The sequence below is a fragment of the Rhodococcus sp. UFZ-B548 genome (genome assembly GCF_903819475.1).
Taxonomy (GTDB): Bacteria; Actinomycetota; Actinomycetes; order Mycobacteriales; family Mycobacteriaceae; genus Rhodococcus_F; species Rhodococcus_F erythropolis.
In genome coordinates this window covers 106399-130170 of the sequence record NZ_CAIJDS010000007.1, presented here as the reverse complement: position 1 = coordinate 130170, position 23772 = coordinate 106399, and the positions used below count along the sequence as shown (strand labels likewise).

The window sequence follows — 23772 nt, the reverse complement described above, 5'->3', positions numbered from 1 at the left end:
GAACCGGGAAAGTCGATCGGATCGACCGAACCGGGAAAGTCGATCGGATCGACCGAACCGGGAAAGTCGATCGGATCGACCGGAACCGGAAAGTCGGCGACGAGATCGTCGGCAAGAACGGCGATCTCGTCGTCGGACAGCTGTCGCCGGAGCAGGGCCATCAAAGGGACGTAGTCCTGCTCCGGCACGCCGTTCGGATACCCGGCACGGAGCCAGCCGAGTATCGAAGCCAGAAGTGGTGGAAGACTCAACGAATCGAGCTTCAGTCGTTGTCGAGATCAGCGAGGGGCCACCCGGCGGCGGCCAGGACGGAGGCAACGCGCGCGATGTCCTCGTCCGAGGGAGTCTGGCTCGTGAGATCGGCGATCTGAGCGCTGATCTCGTCGCTAGAGATCACCTGGTCGCTGTTGACGTCGCTCAGTTCTGCGAGTGCAGCGCCGATGGCAATGTCTCGAATTTGCGCGTCCGAGAGCTTGCGTCGTAGCAATGCGACCAGCGGAATGCGGTCCTTGGGCGGTATGCCTTCGGGGTAGCCGGCGCGAAGCCATTCCAGAATGGACTGAGGAAGGGATGGAGTCGGTGCAGTCACGGTGATGTCTTTCCGCTCGTGAGGGCGCAAGGGATCAGAAGATCTCGATGCCGAATGTGTGGCTGAGGAAGCCCTGCATGATGAAGAGGATTCCGGTGACGATCGCGATGAGCACTACCGCGAAGCACACCACTGCGCCTGCCACGGCCAACGGACTGCGAGCCGCGACGGCAGTGCTCGCGCCGCCACTGCCACGTTGCCCGGCGTCGAGGGACTTCAGTCCGATTGCGAAGATCGCCGGAAGTCCGGCGCCAAGCAGGAGGCCGACAAGTACGACCTGCCAGAGCGAGTCGACGGTGTTTTTCAAGATATCCATGTCGATTCCCTCTTTCAGGCTTTGACGTCGGTGGTGACGCGGGCGTCCGGACCGGGGACCTCTGCAGGCACCAGGCCGCCGTCCCACTCGGCGTTGACATTGCTCGGATCGATGGGCTCCTTGCGGGAGCGCAGGTACATCCAACCGGCCAGGGCGATGAGCACAGCGAAGACGACCAGGACACCGGGCAGGCCGCCGACGATGTTGGCCAGTCCCCAGCACAGAGCGCCGACGATCGCAGCGGACGGGAGAGTGATCAACCAGGCGACCGCCATACGTCCGGCGACACCCCAACGAACCTCGGCGCCCTTGCGTCCCAGACCGGTTCCCATGATGGAACCCGTCGCCACATGGGTGGTCGAGAGTGGAAGACCGAGGTGGCTGGAGGTGAGAATGATGGCAGCAGAAGATGCTTCGGCCGCCATGCCCTGCGGCGCGGCGATCTCGACCAGGCCCTTGCCGAGTGTGCGGATGACTCGCCACCCGCCGAGGTAGGTTCCGGCAGCGATCGCGAGTGCGCAGGTGAGCTTGACCCAGAACGGCATGTCCGCGTCGGCGGAGATGGTTCCATGGGCGACCAAGGCGAGGAAGATGACGCCCATTGTCTTCTGAGCGTCGTTGGTGCCGTGGGCGAGGGAAACGAGTGAAGCCGAACCGATCTGGCCGAGTCGGAAACCCTTGTCCTTGGTTTCCTCACCGACGTTGGAGGTGATGCGGTAGATGAGCCAGGTTCCGGCCGCTGCAACCAAGCCGGCTACGACGGGAGCGAGAACTGCGGGGATGACAACCTTGCTGAGCACGCCGCTCCAGGCGACACCGCTCATTCCGAGGGACGCGATGGCGGCGCCGATCAGGCCGCCGAACAGTGCGTGTGAGGAACTCGAGGGGATGCCGAGCAACCACGTTGCCAGGTTCCAGATGATGCCGCCGACAAGGCCGGCGAAGACGATGGTGAGCAGCGCTTGGCCACCCACATTTCCGAGGTTCACCACGCCCTTGGCCACGGTGGCAGCAACCTCTACCGAGAGGAAAGCTCCGACCAGGTTCAAGGAAGCAGACAGAGCGACTGCCACCTTGGGCTTGAGGGCGCCGGTTGCAATCGACGTGGCCATAGCGTTGCCAGTGTCATGAAAACCGTTGGTGAAGTCGAACCCCAGAGCGGTTACGACGACGACGAGGAGAACGATGAGTTCCGCATTCACGAGAAGTCATGTTCCAACACCTGCGGGCCACAAATCGACCTGAGACGTGGTCGTTCCGCGACATTTCCATCACTCGGCACCTGTTGTTCATCTTCGTCCGGATAATTGTCCGTTACGAAACGCGCGAGGCATAGAAAATTCATTCGTGTGCATGGTCGTGGAGTTTGTGGAGGCATACGCCAATTGCCGGACGGACGTATCGGGTTCTGGACTTCCTCGAAATCGGGTAAGGCCAAGCGGCTGCGGAACAACCCACGCGTCACCGTCGTGCCGTGCAACAACCACGGAAAGGTTGCCGACGGCTCTTTGCTGGTTGCCGGGACCGCTCACTTGGTGAGCGGCGGACCTGAATTCGACGAGATCCGCAGCAAAGTGAACGCGAAATACGGTGTGATGGTGCCTATTTCGAAATTCTTCAACACCCTCGGTCACATCGGTAATGGTCCGTTCCCGTATGGCGACACCGGCGTGATCATTTCCGTCGATGCGTAGTCGGGATTGCGCAGCGGAGTAGCCTGAAAGTATGGAACCCACGACCGGGCGCCTCTGCCTGACGGTTCCACGAATCCTCCGTTAAGGAGCCTCGTCATGGCGCACATCAGCACTCTCGACTATGCAATGGAAGCGCCGCAGCGCCATGTCGGGCAACCTTTCCCGTCGCCGACGCGGACTCCGCGGTTCCTGCTTCGTGGTCAAGGCGCCGTCAAGGCATCGGTAGACGGCGCGTGGTTCCCATGGACCATCAACGTCACGGCGGAGCTTCACGATCTGATATCCGCACTTTCGCTGAGGTTGGGGCCGATCGCGCGGGTTGCGTTCGACTGGAACACGATCAGCAGCGCGCAGCGTCGTATCGACGAGGTCGACGGACTGGAAGTGCGGGGTCCGTACCCTGGCCAGCCTCACGATTTGATGTATCTCGACGACATCTATGGTCGTCAACTCGTTCTGATGATGATTCCGCCGTACACGGATCCGGACCGTGCGTACGAGATCATGCGGCGGTTGGTTGATCCTGGCCGCAGCGAAACCTATCGGGTGCAGTGAGATCTTTTCTGACGTGCGGGGTCGAATCTTTCAATTCCTGAACATGCGTCCAGTTTGTCTGGTTTGATGGTTCTCGTAACCACAATCTCAGGCGCATTCCTTCAGGTCAGCGCTTGGGCGCGGCAGCTTGACTCCCTGCCGTGTCGTCGGTCCGGCATGTCCACCACCCTCCCACTGTGCGTGAGCGCCGGATCGAATGAAGCCCCGCCCTCCCCACGGGGGTGGGGCTTCTACTTTGTTCGGGCTGGCCGGCGTTCGCATCGCCGAATCTGCCGGGCTGTTCGGCAGTTTGGGATGCGTTGCTCCGTAGCATCCTCACTGTGAACATTTCCCTACTCGGTGCGGCGGGGCTTCAGGACTGCGCCGACAGTGGAATGGACTGTATGGACGGATTTGGGGCGTTCGTTCTTCTGTACGTCGGCGGATTCACTCTCGCCTTGATATGGATTTCCCTGTGCCTTGTCGGAACGGCCGATGTGGTTTCCGTGTCCCGGCGAATCGGTGTGTGGCGAGCAGTCGCCTTCTTTTTCGGGATTTGGCTTGTGCCCATCGCCGGGTTGAGTGCATGGCTTGTTTTCCGACGCTCTCGTTGATTCCCGAAAGTGGACCCGGAGAGGTAGACGCGTTTCCGGAACCCGGTAACTTGTTGGGTCAGAGGCGATTTGAAATGTGGCGAGAGGCTCTTGTCGATGCAGCAGGCGACAACGTTCATCCAGGCGATGCCGGAACTGGTTGGGCCTGGGCCAACTGGCAGTGGGTGGTCGGGACCGCCCGCTACGGCCGAGGGGGATCTGCTCGGCATCGACGAACTCGGTTACATGGAACTCGACAAACGAGGCGCCGAGCTGCTTTTTCAGGTGTTGACCGAACGGGAGGAAAAGAACCGTCGCCATCGCCTCCAACGCATCGTTCTCCGGCTGGACGACAACGTTCACCGAACCACGACTTTGCGCCGCCATCGTGGATCGGCTCACCTTCGGCGGCAACATCATCGAAACCGCCACCGACTCTTACCGACTCGCCCACATCCGAGCTCAGCAATCCGCTTGATACACACACAAGGTGGGTCCGGATCAAGCCTCCTACCGGACTTGAATGAGACTGACATTTTCACTGAGACCGCACCTAGCCTTGAAACTATGTGGCATCCTGCCGCTTCAGCCAGTTCAAGATCGCTTGGTTGGTCTCTTCGGGTCTTTCTTGCTGGATCCAGTGACCGCAGTCGAGATTGACTACTTCCACGTTGGGCACGAACTCTGTCAGGTTCTCAGCTCTCGCGATCGCGTCACGGTCGCCGTAGATCATGAGTGCGGACTGTTGGATAATCGGGTCCACCTCCGCCAGCAAATGCCAGTTGCGGTCAAGGTTCCTGTACCAGTTCACACTGCCCGTGAATCCGGTCGATTCGAAGGCGGAGACGAAAACGGCCAATTCGCTATCGCTCATCAGAGGCTCACCGAGTGGTGTCTCTGCTCTGGCGAGATCGATCAGCGCCATACCCGGCTGAGGCTCCCTGAGGGGTTCGTTCTTCCGGTACAGGTTGCGGAGGAACCGGAAGGTGTTGTCTTCGAACACCGCGTCCGCGACGCCCGGCTGTCGATTGAAATGGACGAAGTAGAAATCACCGCCGAGCACGGCTTCCATGAACTCAATCCAGGGCTGCTCTCCGCGATCCTGGTAGGGCAGGCTCAGGTTGATCACTTTGTTTACCCGGTCCGGGTGCAACAGGGTCAGGCCCCACACGACAAAGGCACCCCAATCGTGACCGACAAAGGTGGCATCTTCGTAGCCGTAGTGATCGAGAAGTGCGATGAGATCACCCGTCAAATGTTCAATGTCATAGTCCGTCACTTCGGTCGGACGTGATGAATTGCCGTAGCCGCGTTGGTTCGGGACGATGACGTGGTAGCCCGCCTCGACAAGGGCGGGCACCTGGTATCGCCAGGAATAGGCGTGCTCTGGCCATCCGTGACACAACACGATGGGTTTCCCGGCATTGTGTCGCCCTGCCTCGAAGACTTCGAGTTCCACGCCGTTGACTTGGATGAGGACGGGCCTGGGGAAGTCGGATGGATTCACGGATGCTCCTTTGAGTTGAGTACCGATCTCGTGTCTGGATCGACCGGTTGCTCCGACGTTAGGGAGCATCGTGGACACATAAAGTCCTAGATCGCTGGCAATCTGAAGAAATGCGGAACGATCCCACAGGCCGAGCACTGCAATTGCTCTCGCTCCTTCAGACCCATCGCTTCTGGCACTGTGCCGAACTTGCCGCACGACTCGATGTCACGCAGCGGACGGTGCGCCGCGACATCGATCGCCTACGCGACCTCGGTTATCCGGTCGATTCCACGTCCGGAAAGTACGGGGGCTACCGACTTGCAACGGGGGCACACGTGCCGCCCCTGATCCTCGACGATGACGAGTCCGTGGCGGTAGCCGTCGGACTGCGCTACGCCGCCGAGGCCGCCATCGGAGGCATCGAAGAAACATCGCTGCGCGCGCTGACCAAGATCGAAGCACTCCTGCCCCATCGACTACGCCGACGTGTGTCGGCACTGCATTCGAGCGTCAGTTCCTTGCGGCGGGCAGATGACGACATCGTCGACCCCGAAGCACTCAGTGTGCTCGCTGCGGCATGTCGCGACCACGAGCACGTTCGTTTCGACTACCGGCGAGGTGACGGCGAGAGCAGCAGACGGCTCGTCGAGCCGCACCGCCTTGTCACGGCGGGACGTCGTTGGTACCTCGTAGCATGGGACCACCATCGTGCGGATTGGCGAACATTTCGACTGGACCGGCTCTCGGAGCCCTGGCTGGCAGGCAGTCATTTCACGCCACGCGAGATCCCGGGCGGTGACGCGGCAGGCTTCGTCGCGAGATCAGTCGGCTCGCCACCCCGTCACCACGATGCAAAACTCGCCATCGAAGCTACGTTCGCCGACCTCGAGGGCGTACTGAGATGGATTGACCACACACCGATCGAGGTGGCAGCGGAACGCTGCCTTGTCGAGATCCGCAGCGAAGATCTCGGCAGGCTCGCCATGACGGTTGCGCGCATTGCGCTCACCGCCCCAGTGGTCGTCATCGAACCAACCGAGCTTGCCGACACCGTCAGTCGGCTCGCCCTTCACCTCAGGGTCTCGCCACCATGACAGTCAGAAGAGGATTGTGCGACAAGACCATTCATGTCCAGGTTGCCGCGGGGACGTGTTCCCTGCGCGGGCCCCTCGTCTATCGAGACACGTATCCGTTCCCCTGTGAGCTTGGAGAGTAAGTGACCAATTCGAAATCATCGCCGGCTTCCATCCACCCCCCGACGTGGAAGTTCGACTACCCGATCATCCACGCCGAGACTCGGGACCAGTGGCGAACTTGGCTGACGGACAATCGCACGTCAGGCCGAGGTGTGTGGTTGTGCTCCTGGCGCACCACCACCAGCCGACCACGCTGCCCCTACCCTCAGGCTGTTGAGGAAGCCATCTGCTTTGGTTGGATCGATTCCACCAACACCATCTTCGACGAAGAGCGCAATTTGCAACTGTTCACGCCGCGTAGACGCAAGAGTTCCTGGACCCGACTCAACCGCGAACGCGCAGCGGATATGGAGGCGCGTGGCCTCATGACCGCTGCTGGTCGTGGTGCCATTGCTGCCGCGAAATCCACTGGTTGGTGGACGATTCTCGACCAAGTCGAAGACCTCGAGGAACCATCTGACTTGCAGGCGGCGCTGGACCTGGACCCGCAAGCGCGAAGCAACTGGGACAGTTTTCCGCCCAGCGCCCGCAAACAGATGCTGTGGTGGATAGTCTGTGCCGCTCGAGACGCAACACGGGCAGGTCGAATCGCCCATATCGTCAACAATGCGGCCATCGGCGAACGTGCTCGCGGCTGATCCGCGATTCGACCGCGTCCGGTATGAAGGCCGGTCATCATCTGTCCGAGGGGTTTCCCTCGGACCGAAACAAGTCCACCCGCCCCGCAGAAGCGGGACGGGTGGACTCGGTACTCGCAGGTCTGACTTACGTCGGGATGCGGATCACACGTCGTAGTAGAGCTCGGATTACGTTCTGCGCGTTTGCTATTGCCAACTATGTTGGCGTTGTTGGATCTAGCTGCACTTTATTGCTGGTTGCGTTTGTAGCGTCAGGGGCTGCTAGTTCTACTGCGGACGGACTGCGGACGCAATCTGCCCCTTTTCAGCCGATCGCCTGAACCTCTGCAGGAGAGTGACGCAATGTCACTCTCCGATTTGAACTCGGAGAGTTGCCCGAAGCAACTCACCTTGTCCGATCTGAGGGAACTTTGGTTTCGAAAGTCCCCACTCTCGGACAGCAAGTCCGAGAGTGGACGGGGTCAAATTTATAGACCCTCCGGGTGCACCCTCGATCGATCCGGCTGCCACCCGCTCCGCAATGTAACTCTTCTCTCTCCACGCACTTTTTGGTCCGGAACTCGGCAAAAGCCCAGGAAACGGGTCTCGAACCGACCCTGTATCCCGTACCCGGTCAGCGGCTCAATGCAAAGCGCCCTTCCGTGTGGATCGATCGAGGGGGTATGGGGAGGGGTGCTTCGTAAGGGCCTGTCATCGGCGCTGAGCCAGCCTCTCCGGAAAGGTGCGGGTCATGAGTTGGTCATCCATCCACGCACGGCACTGCCCGTTTGATACCGCGGTGGTGAGGTTGACGCCGATGGGTTGGCCGGCTGGTTAGCTCTCGGCAGGCTCGGGCTTGCGGTACGGGTTCGGCATTGGTGGGTCCTGCACGATGCCGTGGTCCTCGGTCACTGTTCCGCGGAACGTCTGGTTCACCGTCTCGTAGTCCTGTTCGAGGTATGCGCGGTGGTATTCACGCGCCTCGGCGAGAGTGTTGAGCTTGATCGATGTCATCACTCGGTACCAAGGGTTGTCGCGTCGGTCCCCGTTGCGTCCGGTGTGCGAGAACAGTGACGCTTCCATCAACTTCCCGAGTGAGGGGTCGGTGAAGAACACAGCGAACGCAGACATGCGGCCGGTTGCCGGCGACGACTCGAAGAGGGGAAAGCTCGAGCCCGGTAGGAAGTCGCTGAGGATGCCCTCGGCCCTGTCGAGGGTCGCGATGTATCCGGGTAGCGACTGCCACGCGTCGAGCGCCTCGGCGTCCGCGTGATTGAGGAACGCTTCCAGTGACTCATCGCCGTTGATGTGTTCCTTGGCTGCGGCAATGGCTGCCATTGCCTGGTCGACCTTGGGTCGCAGTGCGTCGATGATCTCGTCTGCGATGCCGGCGTCGAGAGCGTCATGGAAGCGACGGACGTACAACGTCTCGTGGCCGGTGATCGAGGCGACGTAGTCACGGGCGGCCTGCTCGGCTGCGCCCTTGGCTGCCAGGGTCGCGAGTTGAGCGTCAGTGAGCTCGCCGCGGACGATCTTGTCCTTGATCTCATCTGCTACTGCATCAGAGGGAGCAGCAAATGACTTCATTCGCTGCCACGCATCGAGGGTGTCCGAGAGCGGCTTGGGTACCGGAATGTCGAATGCCTTGATGCTGGAGACGAGACGCTTGCAGTGGGCAGTGGTGGTGAGCGAGCTGTAGTAGGCAGTCATTGTTGTTCGTTCCTTCGTCGAGAGTTCCAATGGGGTGGGTACGAGTGGTCAGATTCGGGTGATTTGGCCGGCGAGGCTCCAGGTTTGAACCCGCCGAGCCTGAGTTGCTCGAGGATGCGTTCGGAGCGTGCATCCTCTTCCTCAGGGCTCATTGAGTCCGCCAGGAGGCCGGGTAGAGGGTCTCCTCCTGCACCGGCTCACGTGTCCTGGCGACGAGGTCTGTGAAGTCCTGCTCGGTGAGTCCGCTGAGGTATTCCTCGACGACGGCGCCGAGCGGTCGTGCGGGGTCTGTTTCGTGGGCTTCGGTCATGGTGGATTCCTTTCTTGTAGTTAGCGTCCGGTGAACGATGTGGCTTGCTGCTTTTGCCGGATGCGTTCTTTGCGGATCGCTTCGTCGATGTCGGTGACGTGATAGTGGATGTGCTCCTCGATGACGCGGCCACCTTCGGCGATCGCGGACTGAATCGAGTTGGACCCGAGCTGGTCTGAGACGACCGGGCCGACTGCTTGGGCTCCCATGGCCGCGGATTGGATGTCCATCGCCGCCTGCCAGTACCGGTGGTTCGGATCCAAGGGCGTGCCTTGAACTCCGAGGATCTCCGGAAGCGCCTTCTTGGCGATGTCGCCCGCCTGGGTTCCGAACTTGCTGAGTCGGCCTTCGAGGTAGAGCCGCTGTTCCTCCGGCGTGAAGACGCCACCCTCGGCGAACATTCCCATCACTCCGGCGCCCATCGCCCGCTGCACACCCTCGACACCCTGCTTACGAGCGATCGAGTTCATGCCATCGACGAACGACGAACCCACAGCGCGAGTCCACTCAGGCCGCATGATCGACTCGCCGCCGGAAACTCCGACCTGGAACTTGTCCTGGCCGGGTCTGTATCCGGGAATGATCCCGCCGAGCGCGTAGCCATGTCCTTGGCCCCACATAGCCCCGAGGTCGTCGCCATACCTGGATCGGTAGTAGCGCAACGCCGCGGACATTGAAGCGTCGGGATCTGTGCGATCGTTCGGCAGATCCGGATTGCGGTAGGTCGCAAAGGTTCCAGGAATGACCTGGAGTAGACCCACCGCTTCATTGCCGCCCGAGTTCACGTCCTGAACCGACTGGACGATGTTCGGATTGCCGCCGGACTCGGATTGAATCTGCGCGAGCATCAGATTCTGATTCCGCTCGTTGGCGTCGAACCCCTCGCGCTGGAGAGCTTCGATCACCTTGGAGCGCCATTGTTCTGCGCCAGCGCCGATATCGAATGGGGTATTGCCGGAGTCGCCACTCGAACCCATGGCATTGCGAATAGCCGAGCTCAGCGCATCCTTGATTGCAGTGAATGCAACCTTGGGAATCTGCCCTACCAGAGATGGCCCGAAGTCGGGAATCCGAGAACCGAGTGCTGATGACGCCGCCTCGAACGCCGCCGCAGCGGGCTTGTAGACGGTATTGATCACACTACGGAAGAGTCCGCCCATTCCACCGCCCTGGCCGCCACTGGCAAACTGACCAGCCAACTCCTGCAGGGTGTACTGCAACCCGAACATCGAGTTGTCGGAACCTCGAGCAGGTCCACCCCACTGCACACCGTTATCGCCCGACGACTCCGCGTTGGTGCCGTCGAGGGTTCCCGCCATGTGCGAGTTCTCGCCGCCACCGCCGCGCATGATGCCGATCGTCACGCGGCCGTCGAGGCCAGGCTTCCAGCCCATCGACTCGAAGTCGGACTCCGTATTGAACAGGCGCCCTGAAGTGGCAGGTCGCCCGGACAACTCGTTGACGATGCCCGACCAGAGGCCCGAGCAGTCCCACGAAGGATCTCCGGTGCCGCCGTACTGGTACGGCTTGCCGCTCTCGTGCTGCATGAAGCCCTTGGCGCGAGCGACCGCTTCGTCGACCGATCCGCCGACCTTCATACGGATGCCGGTGAACATCCCCTCCGCCAAGACTTTTCCCTTGGCGATGAGCGGGTTGTTGTTCAGTCGGTCAAGGTTGGCTACGCCGATCTTGTCAACCGCCGATGCCCGCATGACGTACTCGCCGTTGGACAGTTTCGCGTCGATCAAGTCGTCAGTCGGACCGCCGCGGCCACGAACGTGACCACCGGTGGCGTATCGCTGAACGAGCTCGGGGCCACCTTCGGACTTGCCATGGCGTGGAATGCCATCCCACCGCTCAAGCCCTGGAATTACGAAGGCTACGGCGTTCCAGGCGTCCTTCAGTGCGCCGTTGATGACGTTGTCGATGATCCAGTTGATCGGTCCAGCGACCTTGTCCTTCAACCCATCCCAAACATTGCCGATGGATTCGACGATGTTGCCGAAGAAATTCTTCAAGTCGGTGAGGGTGCCTTTCACCTTCTCGAAAGTCTCGCCGATGAATTCCTTCGCCCCCAGCACGGCGTCCTTGGCTTCGGTGAGTTTCTCGCCCCATGATTGGGCGAAGGATCTAATGCCTTCGACCACCAGGGGTAAGACATGTTCGGCGATCCACTCGATAGCTCTGGTCAGCGGTGGAAGGACTGTCTCCACAAGGACCACGAACAGGTCGATCAGTACGGGGAGCAGATCGGTGCCGATCTGGATCAGTTGCGGAATGAACGGCGTGATCGCCAGCACTATCCGCGAGAACGAGTCGATCAGAGTTGGTAGCAGCGGCATGATCTGGACGAGCGCGTCGGCGATCGCGGTACCCAGTTGCATCGCAACGTCGGCGAGGATTGGCGCCAACTTTTCGAGTACCGGCTTCATCCCGGTGAGCCACTGGTCGATCACCGGCCCGAGCGCCTCGAAGATCTTCTGCAGTGCCGGCGCGAGCGCCTGGACGAGTACAGAGATGACCTCGGCTGCCATCGGCAGGAACGGGGCGAGAGCCTCGACCAGACTTGCGAAGGCGGTGCCCAGTGGGCCGATCGCGGGAGCCAGGGCGTCGACTGCCTTGACGAGGGCGGTGCCGATCGTCTGAATGATCTGCGAGAGAGGCGGAATCAGTGGCGTGAGAGCGGTCCCGAGAGATCCCAGGAGTTCGGCGACGATGGGCATGACCGGTGTCAGCCCGTCTGCCAGAGCGGAAATGAACTTCGACAGATCCGGCAGGATCTTGACGAGCGCATCACCGAATGCGACACCGAGTTGACCGAGTGAAGGAGCGAGGGCTCCGATCGACTCACCGAGTGTTTGAAGGACTGGGCCGATGACCGGACCGACAATGTTGCCGAACTGGATCAATCCGTCGAGCAGGCCGTTCAGGCCACCGCCGAGGCCGTCGAGGATCGACGAGAAGTTCCCAATCAGCTCAGTCAATGCTCCGGACTCGAAGGCGTCGGAGAATGCGGTTCCGATGCCGCCGAGCACATTTCCCAGAGACTCGCCGAGTTGCCCCATGACAGGTGCCGCGGCGTTGCCGATGTCGAGAATGCCTCCGGTGATGGCAGCCAGTCCCGGCTGCATGCCGGTGATCAGGTCGGCGGTGCCGGCGAAGATGTTTCGCAGACTGTCCTGAGCCGCAGCGGATGCGAAGAAGTCGGAGAAGTTTGTCGCAGCTCCATTGATGGAGGTCGCTACCTCGCCGAAACCTTCCTTGAGCATCGGCATCGAAACCTGAGCGAGGTTCGTGAACGATGCGTCGAGTCCGGCGAACATGTTCTCTTGCGTCGACTTGCGAACATCGCTCCACGCGGGCCCGAGCTCGCGCATCGCGAGGACAAAGCCGGCCGCGCTCGGGGAGAGCTTGGCCATTGCCTCGGCGGCCTTGTCGGCACTGCTCGATGTGGCACTGTTCGCTTCCTGCAGAGCCGCTTGGGCTTCGACAACTCCCTGAACCGCTTCTACGACACCGCGGTTGGCGTCCGCGACTCCGAGTTGAGCGTCCTGCACTCCGAGTTCGGCTTCCTTGACTCGGTCGTCAGCCTCGGCGATCGCTTCCTTGGCAGAGACAACTTGTTCAGAACCTTCGACGCCTGCTTTGTTGGCTGCATCGACTTCGGTTCGCAAATCACCGTTGCGCTCACGCACTTCATCGAGACGCTGCTTAGCCTCGTCGACTCCGAGAACAGCCTCGGCAATGTCGAGTTGGGTGACCGGCTGGCCACCCTTCCAGAGGTCACGCAACTGCTGTTCAGCACGACGGACCGCCAACTCTGCGCCACGCTCATCGAGAGCGGACCCCTTCAGTGCGAGGTTGAGATCCTCGATCTGCTCCTGAGCATCCTTGCGGGCTCGGGTCAGGTCTTCTTGAGCATCCTGGGCTGATTGGTGAGCGCGAGCGACACCCTTCTCGGCCTGCTCGAGACTTCGATTCGCCTGCTCGACTCCACGTGTGGCGCTTTCCACGCCGCGGTTCGCCTGCTCGACACCCTTCTGCGCGGAGGCGACACTCTTCGCCTTTGCTTGCGCGTCGGAAACTGACGACTTGGCTTCCGCAGCTAGTGAGGTAAAGGCGTCCTTGACTCCATTGAGTCCAACGACGGTGGTGGCCATGCCTGCCGCGCCGGCAATCCCGACTGCGCCGAGACCGGCGGCGAGTGCCCCGACCGCGCCCGCCGCCAGGCCTGCAGCGCCCCCGATGGCACCGATACCGGCCGCAATGGCGGTGTACTTGAGACCAGATGTTCCGACGCTCGACAGAGAGCCACCGAGGCGGTCATTACCTCGACGACCGGCGCCACCTCCGATATTGGCCGTCGAACCGATGCCCTGAGATGCGGCGCGCAGAGTTGCCAAACGAGCCAGTGCAGCGGTGATGTCCAGATCGAAGTCTGCCCGCATGGCCTGATTGGCTTCAATGCGAAACAGGCGCAACTGCTCCCGAGCGAGAGTCAGGTCCAACCGCAGTGGCACTTCGATATCAGCCCCGGCAGATCCAGCTGCGAGGTCAGCCCGGAGCTGCTGGCGAAAACCAGACAGGTCCGGGGAGACCGTCACCTTGATATTGGCGTTGAATCTCCCCAGACCCGTTTCGAGCTTCTGCCTGAAGTTGTCGAAGTTCGGTACGACGATGACCGGTGCTTCGATGCGCTCGGAGCGCAGTCTGACTTTGACCTTCCGATGGAAGCCCGTGAGGTCGGGTCCAATGGCGATTGATGCTGTGCCTGCCTGGAACTGGACACTCACGGGCTACCTCCGGGTACTACGCCACGGAACCCCTTGCCCCGCAGTAAGCCATCACGACGTTTCGGTCGAATTCGAGAGCCCCGGCGCTCCCTTTCCGACCGTCCAACGAACTTGCGATCCGTTGAACATGGCGTCTACTGCATCCGAGGATTTCCGCGGCTTCAGTGCTGCCTATGGATAATCCTTGCGGGATAGGGGGTTTGGCGACGTCGCGTTGTCGCCGTCTGCTCAGCTCGTCCTTCGCCTCAAGGGCGCCGAGCCTGAGTTCTTCCTGCAGATTGAGAACATGCGGTGAGGGTCGATACCCGTCACGCTGCAGCTGCTTGATCGCAACGGAGACGAGGTAGTACATCTCTGAGATGGCCGAACCTCGGAGCAGGATCACTCCTGCTCCGAGGTGTTCGGCGTCAGCCCTCGTCATCCGGCAGGGTGATGTCGCCGTATGACGCGGCGTGCGCTGCGAGGGCGACCATCTGCTTCTCGAATTCGTCGCCCATGTGCAGCTTGAAGATGTCCGCGAGGGCGAAGAGGCTCGCGAAAGTCAGCTCCGCCAACCTGTTGCGCTCGTTGGCCTCGTCGATGACGATCTGCACCCCCTCGATGTCGCCGCGTTTGGCGTGGGCGATCGCGGCAAAGCCGCGTGAGAAGTCTTGCGGTGCGCAGATCTGGTGGACTGCTTCGGGCATGCTCATTGTGTTGCCTTTCTATTTTCAACTGCCTGAACCGGCTTGTCCGGAGGCATCGGTAATGGGATGACATTGGGGAAGTTCTCGTAGGTCGAGTGCGCGAGCGACCAGCAGGGCGGGCAGGGGCATGTCGAGTAGTGATACGTCTGCTGTCCGTTAACTATCGGCAACGGCTCATCCCACATTCGCAGCGCCTCGGAGCGCCTCCACTCCCAGTTGCCACCCCTGCCGAGTTGAATGATCCAACGGCACGCGCAGGGCTCCAGATCGCATTTCTCGCACGCACTCATGCCGTCGCCTCCTGCTCCAGAAGCCATGCCTGAGCGGACTTTTTCCCGCCCCTACCCTGAGAAGCCGCTACCGGCGCTACCGCCGCTACCTTGCTGGTCAGGGGCTTGACTTCGGTAGCGGGGTTGGTAGCGCCCCCGCTACCCGCTACCGGAGGCGCTACCACTTTCGGGGCTGTGACCTGCGCGGTAGCGGGGGTAGCGGCTTCTGGAGGTATGGGGGCGGGTACGGCGTCATCCTGACCCTCGTCGCCTCCCTCCGTGTCGGCGGCAAGGTTCCGCTCCCACGCCTCGGCAAGTCCGCCATCACCGTCCACCCGGTAGCCCTTGACGACCTTGTTGCCGGGGTATTTCAGATCCTTCGGTCGAACATCGAAAGGTCGCAGGAAATTAGCCAGGGCCGCCTGATTCAAGAACGACCCCCGTACGTCGTTCCATCCCGCATCAGGGATGGCGACGAGTGCGGCAACGAGGTCCGCTGACGCCATCTTCTCGCTGTCCCCGAAGACTGTCTTGATGTCCGCGAGGAGGTCGATGCCGATTGGCCGCGCATAGCCGGACTTGGCGAACACGAAGTGCTTGCATGCCTCCCGCGCCCGCTTCGGCCATTCCCCACCTGCGAGGTCTGCGATCGCCAGCAATGGTTCCCATACCTCCGCTGGTCGGTCTTCGACTCCCTTGGGGAGCCTGGGACGCGAAGCGCGCAGGGCGTCAAACTGGGGAACGATCCACGCCTCGAATGCCTCTCGAATCGGAGCTGCCTCCTCGGCTACATCACGCCGATAGAAAGGGGACACCTTCTCCGAAGGCTTGCGCTTTTTCATCCTGAAGTGGATCGAGCGCGAGCGGACAGCCTCGGGCACATTCGAGTGCAGCCCAGCGAGCGCCATGGGTGCATAGGCGTCGAGTTCGACAACCTGGATGTCTGCACCCTGACCCACACAGCGTGGAACCCTCGCACCGTTCTTGTAGCCGGCATTGACTACCGCTGTGATGTCCTCGCTGCCATTGCCACTGCCCTTGTTGTAGAGAGTGTCGATCTCGTCCATCAGGATGGTTCGGCCACCCTGATCAATGGTCCGGATCAGTGCGGCCGGCGACGCCGAGAAGGCCATGAGCGGGTTGCATGCCGTCTCGTCGAGCAGTTCGAGGGTGCGAGTCTTTCCGGATCCAGGAACGGCGGAATCGAGGAAGAGTCGCGGAGATGTGTCGAATGCTGTTGCGGCGTAAGTATGCGCAGCCCACAGGGGCATCACCGTGTGATGATGGTCGGTCGGGTAGATGGCGTATTTCCGGTAGAACGCCTCGCAGGATCGCAAGGCGTCTACTCCGGGCTGCGAGGTGCTCAAGTCGCAGCACCGCCCTTGACGGCAGATTTGGATGTCCGTCGCCATACCCGCGCTGGAGAATCCCAGTCGCCGGGGATCGCGCGCGGACCGTACGAGTGGAACTCGACGTAGCCCTTGCGGTTGAGCTCTCGAATCAGAGCGCCCAGACGAGCGGGTTTGTCGTCGGCATAGGGAGGAAGGCGTTCCGCGAACTGCGCCGCGGTGAACTCGGTCCCTGTCGGCATCCCGTCGAGCTGCTGCATGGCGAGTGGCCACAAGTCGGGGTGAGCCCCCAACAGTGCATCCACGGGTCCACCTCGCCGGGCAATCGAATCAGGTTGCATCACAGATCCTCTCGAATTTCAGCCGCTTCTCGAATGGCGCTTTCGTTCCGCCTCAAGTCCTCCTGGAGAAGGTGGACGGACTCTCCGAGTGCGTCGGACAGTGCCATTACTAGATCCGCGGCCTCATTGGTTGTCAGAGTGACGGAGATGCCCTTGCCGAAAAAGAGGTCGATGTGAATGCTCTTGTTCGACTTGCCAAACAGGCTCGCCGAGGCAGTGGGCTTTACCGAAAATTCCCGCATCGTCATGAACTGGCCCATGATCACTCCACTTCGCCGAGGTCGTCAGAAGTCCCGAGGGCGAGATCAATCAGAAGGAGGAGCGCCCGAGCGAGATTGCCGGCATCCTCGATCGTCAGGGAGTACTTGTTGAGCGGTGTGTCTTCGCCTATCGGGTCCCCCTTGGCGTTGAATCCGTGACTCTCGAAATTGATGTGGGGGTAGCGGTCGCCGACCTTCTGGCTGATGTTTGCGTAAATCGTTGCGGTGGTCCAGTTCCCGTCCACGTCGACGACGGCGTATTTGGTCGTGTGCGGCATGCACAAGGGAGCGGATCGCCACTCGGCATGATCGGGTTGGCAGACGTCGCTACCCGGTTCGTTGAGAACATCGTGATTCGGATTCGACCACCGCGGTGCGTCGTCTTTCAGCCACGGGTTGGGATCCTTGCCTGAGATCTCGATCTTGGGGAGCATCTCGGCGTTGAAGTCGCGACAGTTTTTGAACGGCGTCTGACGTAGGTCTTCCGCTTCGCCGGTGTTGTGCTTTACAGTAGGCATCAGAGAAACTCCTGCTTCGTGAGAGTGGTTGGGGTTCTGAACGGCATCGGCTACATACGGAACGCAACTCCCGTAGCCGGTGTCGTTTTTTCTGTTTGAGCGTGCGCGGCGCATTAGGCGGACTGGCTTTCCTGCTCGGCGAGCCAAGTCAGGACCACGCTCTTTCGGTACACGCGACGGCGCCCCAGCTTGAAGCTGGCCGGTCCTTCGTGAATGGATGCCCAGTAGCGCAGCGTCCCAGTTGGAATTGAAGTCAGCCCGCTCACCTGCTTGGCGTCGATGATGGGATCGATTTCGCCGTTGTTGTGATGGGCGGCCACCTCGACCGCCAGACCTCGAACACTCATTCGATGCTCCAATCGCATTTTTGTGTCGAATTGACAGTTTCAATGCTGACTGTGCTGAGGGCGCTTGTCAAGCTCAGCTGCGTTGGTTTTTGCAGTATTGTGTGATTTATGCACCAGGAGAACGAGGCCAGTGACTTCAGAAGCGGTCCGACATGGACGGAACGCGCGGGCGGCGACTCGCAGCAGGCCGGCCGCGACAGTGGTTGGAGGAACCAGGGTTTCGGCACCGCAATCCGCGTGGCACGTGAAGAGCTCGGCCTAAGCCAGAGGGGGTTGGCCGACAAATTGTCAGCAGCACCGTGGAACCTGAAGCTTGACCCTTCGGCAATTACTCGTCTGGAAAAGGGTCAACGCGAAGCGAAACTGGCTGAGGCTCAGGTCCTGGCGGTGGTTCTCGGGCTCTCGCTCGATGACATCAATGATTTTGAGAGTCATCATGATTCAACGCAATTCAGTCTCAATGAGATTCGTGTGCGAAATGCTATGCGTGACGCCCGCGGAGCAATTCTCCGGGCTTTGCGCGCGTCGCAGTCTGCTGTGAATGCAATTGAGGGTGACGAGAGTGATGATCTAGCTGTCCTTGCTGAACGCAATGTCTCCACGTTCTATGACTGGATCGATAACTTGGCTTCGGGGATGGAGCGATCCTTCCGGTTTACTGATCCGAAGTATGGCGACGGCGTGTGGGTCTACGACACAGAAGCATCTCTGCGATCGGGGCAGCGGATAGTGGAGGCTGTAGTCAAAGACATCTTCATTTCCGAGAAAGATTTTGCGGCAGTGGATGATTGGCATGATCAGGAAATTCGAGGCTTCTGGCTAGATCAGGCTCGAGTAGCCCTTGAGGAAGCCTACGGCGAGTCGGCGGCCCGGGAGCGATTCAGCGAATTGTTCGGCAATGACTCCACCGAGGCGTAACCGCCGTTCCGGCGTCGAGGATCGTTGGACTAAGACGATCAAAGTCGATGACCTGGAGCAGAAAGTCCCGTCTGCGAATGACGGCAAGGGGAAGCGTTGGCGTGCCCGGTATGTCGACGATCTCGGCACCGAGCATGCGAAGGGATTCGATCGGAAAGCTGACGCACAGAACTGGCTGAATGAGGCCACGACGGCGCTCGGCACAGGCACTCACGTTGCACCACGCGATGCGCAGATGACGGTGCAGGAGTGGTGCGATCAATGGATCCTCGGATACGCCGTTCATCGCGACTCGACCGTCAGGCAGGCGCGCACTCACATAGCGCAGATAACCACAGAGTTCGGGGAGGTCCGCCTTGCAGCTGTCCGACCATCGGCGGTCAAAACGTGGACGGCGAAACTGAAAGCGGACAAGTTCGCGGACTCGTACATTTATGCCTTGCATTCGCGTCTGGCGCAGATCATGGGTGACGCGGTTCATGACGGGTTGCTTGGGCGCAATCCGTGCTCGCGTCGGACGTCGCCACCGATGGGCCGCGCCAAGGTCTACGTGATCACGACTGAGCAGCTGTGGGCGCTGCATGACGCGATGCCGGCACATTTTCGTGTGGCGATTTTGCTCGGAGCCTTCGCCGGCCTCCGGATCGCGGAAGCGGCCGCGGTACTTGTCGATGATGTCGACTTCATCAGGGGTGTGGTTCACCCGAAACGGCAGTGGCCCGACAAGCCATTGAAGACGCAGGGGAGTGACGCGGCTATACCGGTGCCACAGTCTCTCGCGCTCATGTTGTCGGCGTCAGTGCAGCAGTGGCCCCATGCGCATATGGTCACGAACGGCGAGGGGAAGGCCTCGGGGCCATGGTTGATCGAACGCGCGCTGCGAGCGGTGAAGGACTCGGGGGACGTCGACCTTCCCGACGAGTTCACATTTCACGACCTGCGGCACTATCTCGCCTCGCTGCTCATCGCGTCGGGAGCCGATATCAAAACGGTCCAGGCTCGGCTGCGGCATGCGAGCGCGAAGACAACGCTCGACACCTACGGTCACCTGTGGCCGGACGCAGACGAGTCCACCCGCCTGGCGATCGATGCTGTGATCACGAAGCGGATGGACTCGTCTGAAACAACTGCGGACGCTCTGCGGACGGAAGGCTAGATTAGCCGGTTCCTGCCCAGTTCAGCGACCGATGCGGATCACACGTCGTAGTAGAGCTCGAACTCGTACGGGTGCGGACGCAGGTTGACCGGAGCGATTTCCTGCTCGCGCTTGAGCGAGATCCAGGTCTCGATCAGGTCGGTGGTGAAGACGCCACCCTCGGTCAGGTACTCGTGATCGGCTTCGAGGCGGTTGATGACCGTCTCGAGGCTGGTCGGAGCCTGCGGGATGTTGCGAGCCTCCTCCGGGGGAAGCTCGTAGAGGTCCTTGTCGACCGGAGCCATCGGCTCGATCTTGTTCTTGATGCCGTCCAGGCCGGCCATCATCTGTGCAGCGAAGTTGAGGTACGGGTTACCCGAGGAGTCGGGTGCGCGGAACTCGAGACGCTTTGCCTTCGGGTTGTTGCCCGTGATCGGGATACGGACAGCTGCCGAGCGGTTGCGCTGGCTGTACACGAGGTTGATGGGGGCTTCGTAGCCCGGCACCAGACGGTGGTACGAGTTGATCGTCGGGTTGGTGAAGGCCAACAGCGACGGAGCGTGGTGCAGGATGCCGCCGATGTAGTGGCGAGCCATGTCCGAGAGGCCTGCGTAGCCGGACTCGTCGTGGAAGAGGGGCTTGCCGTCCTTCCACAGGGACTGGTGGACGTGCATGCCCGAGCCGTTGTCACCGAAGAGCGGCTTCGGCATGAAGGTCGCGGACTTGCCGTGCTGCCAGCAGGTGTTCTTGACGATGTACTTGAACAGCTGCAGGTCGTCAGCAGCTGCGAGCAGCGTGTTGAACTTGTAGTTGATCTCCTGCTGTCCGCCGGTGCCGACCTCGTGGTGGCCGCGCTCGAGCTCGAAGCCCGCGTTGGTCAGGTTGGTGGAGATTTCGTCGCGCAGGTCCACGTAGTGGTCGTACGGAGCGACGGGGAAGTAGCCGCCCTTGGCGCGAACCTTGTAGCCGAGGTTCGGGGAGCCGTCGGCGTTGGTCTCTGCGCCGGTGTTCCAGGAACCGGAGATGGAATCCAGCTCGTAGAAAGCGGAGTTCATGCCGGAGTCGTAGCGAACCGAGTCGAAGATGTAGAACTCGGCCTCGGCGCCGAAGAATGCGGTGTCCGCGATGCCGGTGCTGACCAAGTACTCCTCGGCCTTGCGGGCAACGTTGCGCGGGTCGCGGCTGTAGGACTCACGGGTGAACGGGTCGTGCACGAAGAAGTTGATGTTGAGGGTCTTCGCCTTGCGGAAGGGGTCGATCTGCGCCGTGGTGACGTCGGGAAGCAACATCATGTCGGACTCGTGGATCGACTGGAATCCGCGGACCGAAGATCCGTCGAATGCGAGGCCGTCCTCGAACACGTCCTGGTTGAAAGCAGACGCCGGGATCGAGAAGTGCTGCTGGACGCCGGGCAGGTCGCTGAACCGAATGTCGACGTACTCGATGTTCTCGTCCGCGATGTACTTGATGACCTCTTCGGCCGTGGTGAACGCCACGCTTGTGCTCCTTAAGTCGCTTCAGCCAAGTGATGTCGGTTGAATCCGTCGAGGCAGACGGTAGGGAGCTGGTGTTGCCCGCTCGTCAACCCTTTGTTTCGGCAGTGTTACGCGTCGCAGCATCCTGGGGATTTCCGAAGTCCATGTGACCGGCCACACAGTTAAAACCCGGTAAATCTGGACTACGGTGCTGCGACGCCTATCCTGGACAGCATGGCACGTATCACCGGAACTTGGCTCTCTGGGCCGCAAGCAGCTTTGCCGAAGAGCACGGACGGCCGTGAGCAGTCGTACCGTGGCGAGTTCCTCGGTTTCCCTCAGGAGGGGCCAGGTTCGCTGGTCGGTTCGGGCCGTCGTATCGCCGCACTGTTGGTGGATTGGGTCATGGCCGTGGGAGTGGCCTCGCTCATCACCGGAGACTTCTTCGACGGTATGACCTCGACGGTCACACTGATGGTGTGGTTCGCCGTCGGTGTCGTCACCGTGGCGCTGTTCAACTTCACCCCGGGGCAGTTCGTCCTCGGACTTCAGGTTGCGCGAATCGAAGGCCCGATCCGAGTGGGCTTCGTGCGCGCGTTGGGGCGTCAGGCGCTGTTGGTGTTCGTCATTCCCGCGACCATCACCGACATCGACGGTCGCGGTATGCAGGACCGCGCGACCGGCACTTTGCTCGTGAAGTCGCGCTGACACAAACTTCTCGAACGAAGAAAGACCCGGGTCCGTATGGGCCCGGGTCTTTCGTTTTGCTGTGGGGGAGTGTCAGCGACGACGAATGGTTCGCTGCATTCCCTTCATCTTCGCGCCTCCGGGCATCGGGCCCTTGGGAAGCGCTGCTCCGCCGCCGCGTGCGCTGAGCGCAGCGAGGCGCCCTTCGATGTTGTCCATGCGCTTGGTGTCGATGTTGCGGGGCAACTTGTTCAAGTAGCGCTGGAGCTGCGAGAGCGGAACCTGGCCCTCGTCGTTGCCGATGATGATGTCGTAGATCGGGGTGTCGCCGATGAGGCGGGCAGTCTTCTTCTTCTCCTGCGCGAGGAGGCCCTTGACGCGTTGCGGCGAACCCTCGGCGACGAGGATGACACCCGGCCGTCCGACGACGCGGTGAACGGCGTCGAGCTGGGTGGTGCCGGCGACGGCATTCGTGACGCGCCACGCGCCCTGCATGTTGTCGAGTGCCCACGCAGCGGCACCGGCCTGGCCTTCAGCCTTCTTGTACACCGATTTCTGGACGCGGCGACCGAAGATGATGAAGGCGCCGAGGAGACCGAGAACGATGCCGATCGGCAGCAGGAACCACTGAAGGCCCCAGATGAGACCGACCAGGAAGAAGACCAGAGCAGCACCGACGAGGGTGCCGATCATCAGCGGAAGGAGGAGCTTGTCGTCCTTGCGCTGCATCTGGAATGCCTGCCAGAGCTGAGTTCTACGTTCCTTGGAAGCCTGCTTGCGGGCAGCCTTCGCTGCAGCCTTTGCCTCTTTGGTGGGTTTGCCCTTACCGGATTTGCTGCCGTTCGCCATGTACCCAGGATACGTCCATTGCTGTGCGCCTTTACTAACCGCCCGCGGTTAATAAAGGCGCACAGCAAAAAGTGGATCAGCGATTCAGGCGCGCCATGAGTGAGCTGGCTTCCTGGGAAGCGTCTCCGCCCTCGGTCAGATGACGCTGCGCCTCGGGAAGTTCACGGCCGTGATGTGCCATGGCCTGCGCATACAGGCGGCCGGCGCGGTACGACGAGCGAACCAACGGACCGGCCATGACGCCGGCGAAGCCCATCTCTTCTGCAGCCTTGGAGTGTGCGACGAACTCCTCGGGCTTGACCCACCGCTCGACGGGGTGGTGCCGGGGCGAGGGTCGCAGGTACTGGGTGATGGTGAGGATGTCGCAACCGGCGGCGTGGAGATCTGCCATCGCCTCGGTGACCTCTTCAGGGGTTTCGCCCATACCGAGGATCAGGTTGGACTTGGTGACCAGTCCGTAGTCGCGTGCTGCGGTGATGACGTCGAGGCTTCGCTGGTACCGGAATGCCGGACGGATCCGCTTGAAGATGCGGGGGACGGTCTCGAGGTTGTGTGCGAGTACCTCGGGGCGTGAGGCGAAGACCTCGTCGAGCAGTTCCGGCTTGCCGTTGAAGTCCGGAACCAGGTTCTCGACGCCGGTGCCCGGGTTGAGTTCGTGGATCTTGCGGACGGTCTCGGCGTAGAGCCAGGCGCCTCCGTCGGGGAGGTCGTCGCGGGCGACGCCGGTGATCGTGGAGTACCGAAGCCCCATGGCCTGAACGCTTTCCGCGACGCGACGGGGCTCGTCGCGGTCGAGGGCTTCGGGCTTGCCGGTGTCGATCTGGCAGAAGTCGCAGCGGCGTGTGCACTGCTCGCCGCCGATCAGGAACGTGGCTTCGCGGTCTTCCCAGCACTCGTAGATGTTGGGGCAGCCTGCTTCCTCGCAGACGGTGTGCAAACCTTCACGCTTGACCAGGCCCTTGAGCTCCGTGTACTCGGGGCCCATCTTTGCGCGGGTCTTGATCCAGTTGGGTTTGCGTTCGATGGGCGTCTCCGCGTTTCGGATCTCGAGGCGGAGCAGCTTACGTCCTTCTGGGGCGATAGTCACGGGGACGATC

General features: G+C 61.3%; 25 protein-coding genes and 1 pseudogene. 8 read left to right on the top strand and 18 right to left on the bottom strand.

Annotated elements, in window-relative coordinates; translation table 11 throughout:
• From H7C86_RS09555 to H7C86_RS09540, 4 genes are all read right to left on the bottom strand, one after another.
• A partial coding sequence (locus H7C86_RS09555) for a DUF3349 domain-containing protein (RefSeq protein ID WP_182261463.1) occupies window positions 1–251 on the bottom strand: 251 nt, incomplete at its 3' end.
• Window positions 252–262: 11 nt separating this feature from the next.
• Entirely contained in the window at window positions 263–589 is a 327-nt protein-coding gene (locus H7C86_RS09550; protein WP_020908123.1) for a DUF3349 domain-containing protein, read from the bottom strand.
• Between the two features lie 34 nt (window positions 590–623).
• Window positions 624–905: a hypothetical protein gene (locus H7C86_RS09545; protein WP_019748930.1), complete on the bottom strand. Its 282-nt coding sequence runs from the start codon at window positions 903–905 to the stop codon at window positions 624–626.
• A 14-nt stretch (window positions 906–919) separates the two neighbouring features.
• The gene (locus H7C86_RS09540; protein WP_003941590.1) at window positions 920–2107 is read right to left on the bottom strand and encodes an inorganic phosphate transporter; all 1188 of its coding nucleotides are present in this window, start codon (window positions 2105–2107) and stop codon (window positions 920–922) included.
• Between the two features lie 183 nt (window positions 2108–2290).
• Between H7C86_RS09540 and H7C86_RS09535 the strand changes: the two genes are divergently transcribed.
• The 3 genes and pseudogenes from H7C86_RS09535 to H7C86_RS09525 form a co-directional block, all read left to right on the top strand.
• Complete coding sequence (locus H7C86_RS09535; protein ID WP_019748929.1) at window positions 2291–2599, top strand: pyridoxamine 5'-phosphate oxidase family protein; 309 nt, start codon at window positions 2291–2293, stop codon at window positions 2597–2599.
• A gap of 96 nt (window positions 2600–2695) precedes the next feature.
• Window positions 2696–3154: a DUF5994 family protein gene (locus H7C86_RS09530; protein WP_182261462.1), complete on the top strand. Its 459-nt coding sequence runs from the start codon at window positions 2696–2698 to the stop codon at window positions 3152–3154.
• Between the two features lie 769 nt (window positions 3155–3923).
• Window positions 3924–4204: pseudogene (locus H7C86_RS09525) on the top strand (ATP-binding protein); the annotation flags it as partial.
• An 87-nt stretch (window positions 4205–4291) separates the two neighbouring features.
• Here H7C86_RS09525 and H7C86_RS09520 read toward each other — a convergent pair.
• Window positions 4292–5233: an alpha/beta fold hydrolase gene (locus tag H7C86_RS09520; protein ID WP_182261461.1), complete on the bottom strand. Its 942-nt coding sequence runs from the start codon at window positions 5231–5233 to the stop codon at window positions 4292–4294.
• 110 nt (window positions 5234–5343) lie between these two features.
• Between H7C86_RS09520 and H7C86_RS09515 the strand changes: the two genes are divergently transcribed.
• Window positions 5344–6309 carry a YafY family protein gene (locus H7C86_RS09515; RefSeq protein WP_182261460.1) on the top strand — a complete coding sequence of 322 codons (966 nt, stop codon included), beginning with the start codon at window positions 5344–5346 and terminating at the stop codon, window positions 6307–6309.
• 122 nt (window positions 6310–6431) lie between these two features.
• Window positions 6432–7049: a YdeI family protein gene (locus tag H7C86_RS09510; RefSeq protein WP_182261459.1), complete on the top strand. Its 618-nt coding sequence runs from the start codon at window positions 6432–6434 to the stop codon at window positions 7047–7049.
• A gap of 813 nt (window positions 7050–7862) precedes the next feature.
• Here H7C86_RS09510 and H7C86_RS09505 read toward each other — a convergent pair.
• From H7C86_RS09505 to H7C86_RS09460, 10 genes are all read right to left on the bottom strand, one after another.
• Entirely contained in the window at window positions 7863–8738 is an 876-nt protein-coding gene (locus tag H7C86_RS09505; RefSeq protein ID WP_182261458.1) for a hypothetical protein, read from the bottom strand.
• Between the two features lie 148 nt (window positions 8739–8886).
• Entirely contained in the window at window positions 8887–9048 is a 162-nt protein-coding gene (locus H7C86_RS09500; protein ID WP_156778985.1) for a hypothetical protein, read from the bottom strand.
• Window positions 9049–9068: 20 nt separating this feature from the next.
• Window positions 9069–13841, bottom strand: a complete 4773-nt coding sequence (locus tag H7C86_RS09495; RefSeq protein WP_182261457.1) for a transglycosylase SLT domain-containing protein — start codon at window positions 13839–13841, stop codon at window positions 9069–9071.
• Window positions 13842–13857: 16 nt separating this feature from the next.
• On the bottom strand, window positions 13858–14262 hold the full coding sequence (locus H7C86_RS09490; RefSeq protein WP_182261456.1) for a hypothetical protein: 405 nt from the start codon (window positions 14260–14262) through the stop codon (window positions 13858–13860).
• Window positions 14249–14533 (bottom strand): hypothetical protein, encoded by a 285-nt coding sequence (locus tag H7C86_RS09485; protein WP_182261455.1) that lies wholly within the window; start codon window positions 14531–14533, stop codon window positions 14249–14251. Before H7C86_RS09485 ends, H7C86_RS09490 begins: the two co-directional genes overlap by 14 nt.
• A gap of 280 nt (window positions 14534–14813) precedes the next feature.
• Complete coding sequence (locus H7C86_RS09480; protein WP_182261454.1) at window positions 14814–16163, bottom strand: DUF3631 domain-containing protein; 1350 nt, start codon at window positions 16161–16163, stop codon at window positions 14814–14816.
• On the bottom strand, window positions 16160–16450 hold the full coding sequence (locus tag H7C86_RS09475; RefSeq protein ID WP_065352598.1) for a hypothetical protein: 291 nt from the start codon (window positions 16448–16450) through the stop codon (window positions 16160–16162). The genes H7C86_RS09480 and H7C86_RS09475 overlap by 4 nt, the downstream gene beginning before the upstream one ends.
• A gap of 35 nt (window positions 16451–16485) precedes the next feature.
• Complete coding sequence (locus H7C86_RS09470; protein WP_182261453.1) at window positions 16486–16746, bottom strand: hypothetical protein; 261 nt, start codon at window positions 16744–16746, stop codon at window positions 16486–16488.
• Window positions 16747–16748: 2 nt separating this feature from the next.
• Entirely contained in the window at window positions 16749–17264 is a 516-nt protein-coding gene (locus H7C86_RS09465) for a hypothetical protein (protein ID WP_182261452.1), read from the bottom strand.
• A gap of 113 nt (window positions 17265–17377) precedes the next feature.
• A complete protein-coding gene (locus tag H7C86_RS09460) occupies window positions 17378–17611 on the bottom strand; it encodes an AlpA family transcriptional regulator (protein WP_037119569.1) in 234 nt (77 codons plus the stop codon).
• A gap of 108 nt (window positions 17612–17719) precedes the next feature.
• Between H7C86_RS09460 and H7C86_RS09455 the strand changes: the two genes are divergently transcribed.
• Entirely contained in the window at window positions 17720–18529 is an 810-nt protein-coding gene (locus tag H7C86_RS09455) for a helix-turn-helix transcriptional regulator (RefSeq protein WP_182261451.1), read from the top strand.
• Window positions 18510–19685, top strand: a complete 1176-nt coding sequence (locus H7C86_RS09450) for a site-specific integrase (protein WP_182261450.1) — start codon at window positions 18510–18512, stop codon at window positions 19683–19685. The genes H7C86_RS09455 and H7C86_RS09450 overlap by 20 nt, the downstream gene beginning before the upstream one ends.
• 38 nt (window positions 19686–19723) lie before the next feature.
• Here H7C86_RS09450 and glnA read toward each other — a convergent pair whose 3' ends face one another.
• Window positions 19724–21160: a type I glutamate--ammonia ligase gene (gene glnA, locus H7C86_RS09445; RefSeq protein WP_003941609.1), complete on the bottom strand. Its 1437-nt coding sequence runs from the start codon at window positions 21158–21160 to the stop codon at window positions 19724–19726.
• 213 nt (window positions 21161–21373) lie between these two features.
• Here glnA and H7C86_RS09440 point away from each other — a divergent pair, with 213 nt between their 5' ends.
• The gene (locus H7C86_RS09440) at window positions 21374–21847 is read left to right on the top strand and encodes an RDD family protein (RefSeq protein WP_019748923.1); all 474 of its coding nucleotides are present in this window, start codon (window positions 21374–21376) and stop codon (window positions 21845–21847) included.
• 72 nt (window positions 21848–21919) lie between these two features.
• On the opposite strand, the gene H7C86_RS09435 is transcribed toward H7C86_RS09440, so the two are convergent.
• Together H7C86_RS09435 and lipA are read right to left on the bottom strand one after the other, a co-directional pair.
• Window positions 21920–22675: a DUF4191 domain-containing protein gene (locus H7C86_RS09435; RefSeq protein ID WP_003941625.1), complete on the bottom strand. Its 756-nt coding sequence runs from the start codon at window positions 22673–22675 to the stop codon at window positions 21920–21922.
• Between the two features lie 76 nt (window positions 22676–22751).
• Window positions 22752–23762: a lipoyl synthase gene (lipA, locus tag H7C86_RS09430; RefSeq protein ID WP_003941610.1), complete on the bottom strand. Its 1011-nt coding sequence runs from the start codon at window positions 23760–23762 to the stop codon at window positions 22752–22754.
• Window positions 23763–23772: the final 10 nt, after the last annotated feature.

Excerpts from the sequence above, each read along its gene's own strand:
- H7C86_RS09530 (WP_182261462.1), top strand. The coding sequence starts at position 2,696 with ATGGCGCACATCAGCACTCTCGACTATGCAATGGAAGCGCCGCAGCGC.
- H7C86_RS09500 (WP_156778985.1), bottom strand. The coding sequence starts at position 9,048 with ATGACCGAAGCCCACGAAACAGACCCCGCACGACCGCTCGGCGCCGTC.
- H7C86_RS09455 (WP_182261451.1), top strand. The coding sequence starts at position 17,720 with ATGCACCAGGAGAACGAGGCCAGTGACTTCAGAAGCGGTCCGACATGG.
- H7C86_RS09485 (WP_182261455.1), bottom strand. The coding sequence starts at position 14,533 with ATGAGCATGCCCGAAGCAGTCCACCAGATCTGCGCACCGCAAGACTTC.
- H7C86_RS09440 (WP_019748923.1), top strand. The coding sequence starts at position 21,374 with ATGGCACGTATCACCGGAACTTGGCTCTCTGGGCCGCAAGCAGCTTTG.
- H7C86_RS09490 (WP_182261456.1), bottom strand. The coding sequence starts at position 14,262 with ATGACGAGGGCTGACGCCGAACACCTCGGAGCAGGAGTGATCCTGCTC.
- H7C86_RS09450 (WP_182261450.1), top strand. The coding sequence starts at position 18,510 with ATGACTCCACCGAGGCGTAACCGCCGTTCCGGCGTCGAGGATCGTTGG.
- H7C86_RS09465 (WP_182261452.1), bottom strand. The coding sequence starts at position 17,264 with ATGCCTACTGTAAAGCACAACACCGGCGAAGCGGAAGACCTACGTCAG.
- H7C86_RS09545 (WP_019748930.1), bottom strand. The coding sequence starts at position 905 with ATGGATATCTTGAAAAACACCGTCGACTCGCTCTGGCAGGTCGTACTT.
- H7C86_RS09515 (WP_182261460.1), top strand. The coding sequence starts at position 5,344 with ATGCGGAACGATCCCACAGGCCGAGCACTGCAATTGCTCTCGCTCCTT.
- H7C86_RS09505 (WP_182261458.1), bottom strand. The coding sequence starts at position 8,738 with ATGACTGCCTACTACAGCTCGCTCACCACCACTGCCCACTGCAAGCGT.
- H7C86_RS09460 (WP_037119569.1), bottom strand. The coding sequence starts at position 17,611 with ATGAGTGTTCGAGGTCTGGCGGTCGAGGTGGCCGCCCATCACAACAAC.
- H7C86_RS09435 (WP_003941625.1), bottom strand. The coding sequence starts at position 22,675 with ATGGCGAACGGCAGCAAATCCGGTAAGGGCAAACCCACCAAAGAGGCA.
- H7C86_RS09470 (WP_182261453.1), bottom strand. The coding sequence starts at position 16,746 with ATGGGCCAGTTCATGACGATGCGGGAATTTTCGGTAAAGCCCACTGCC.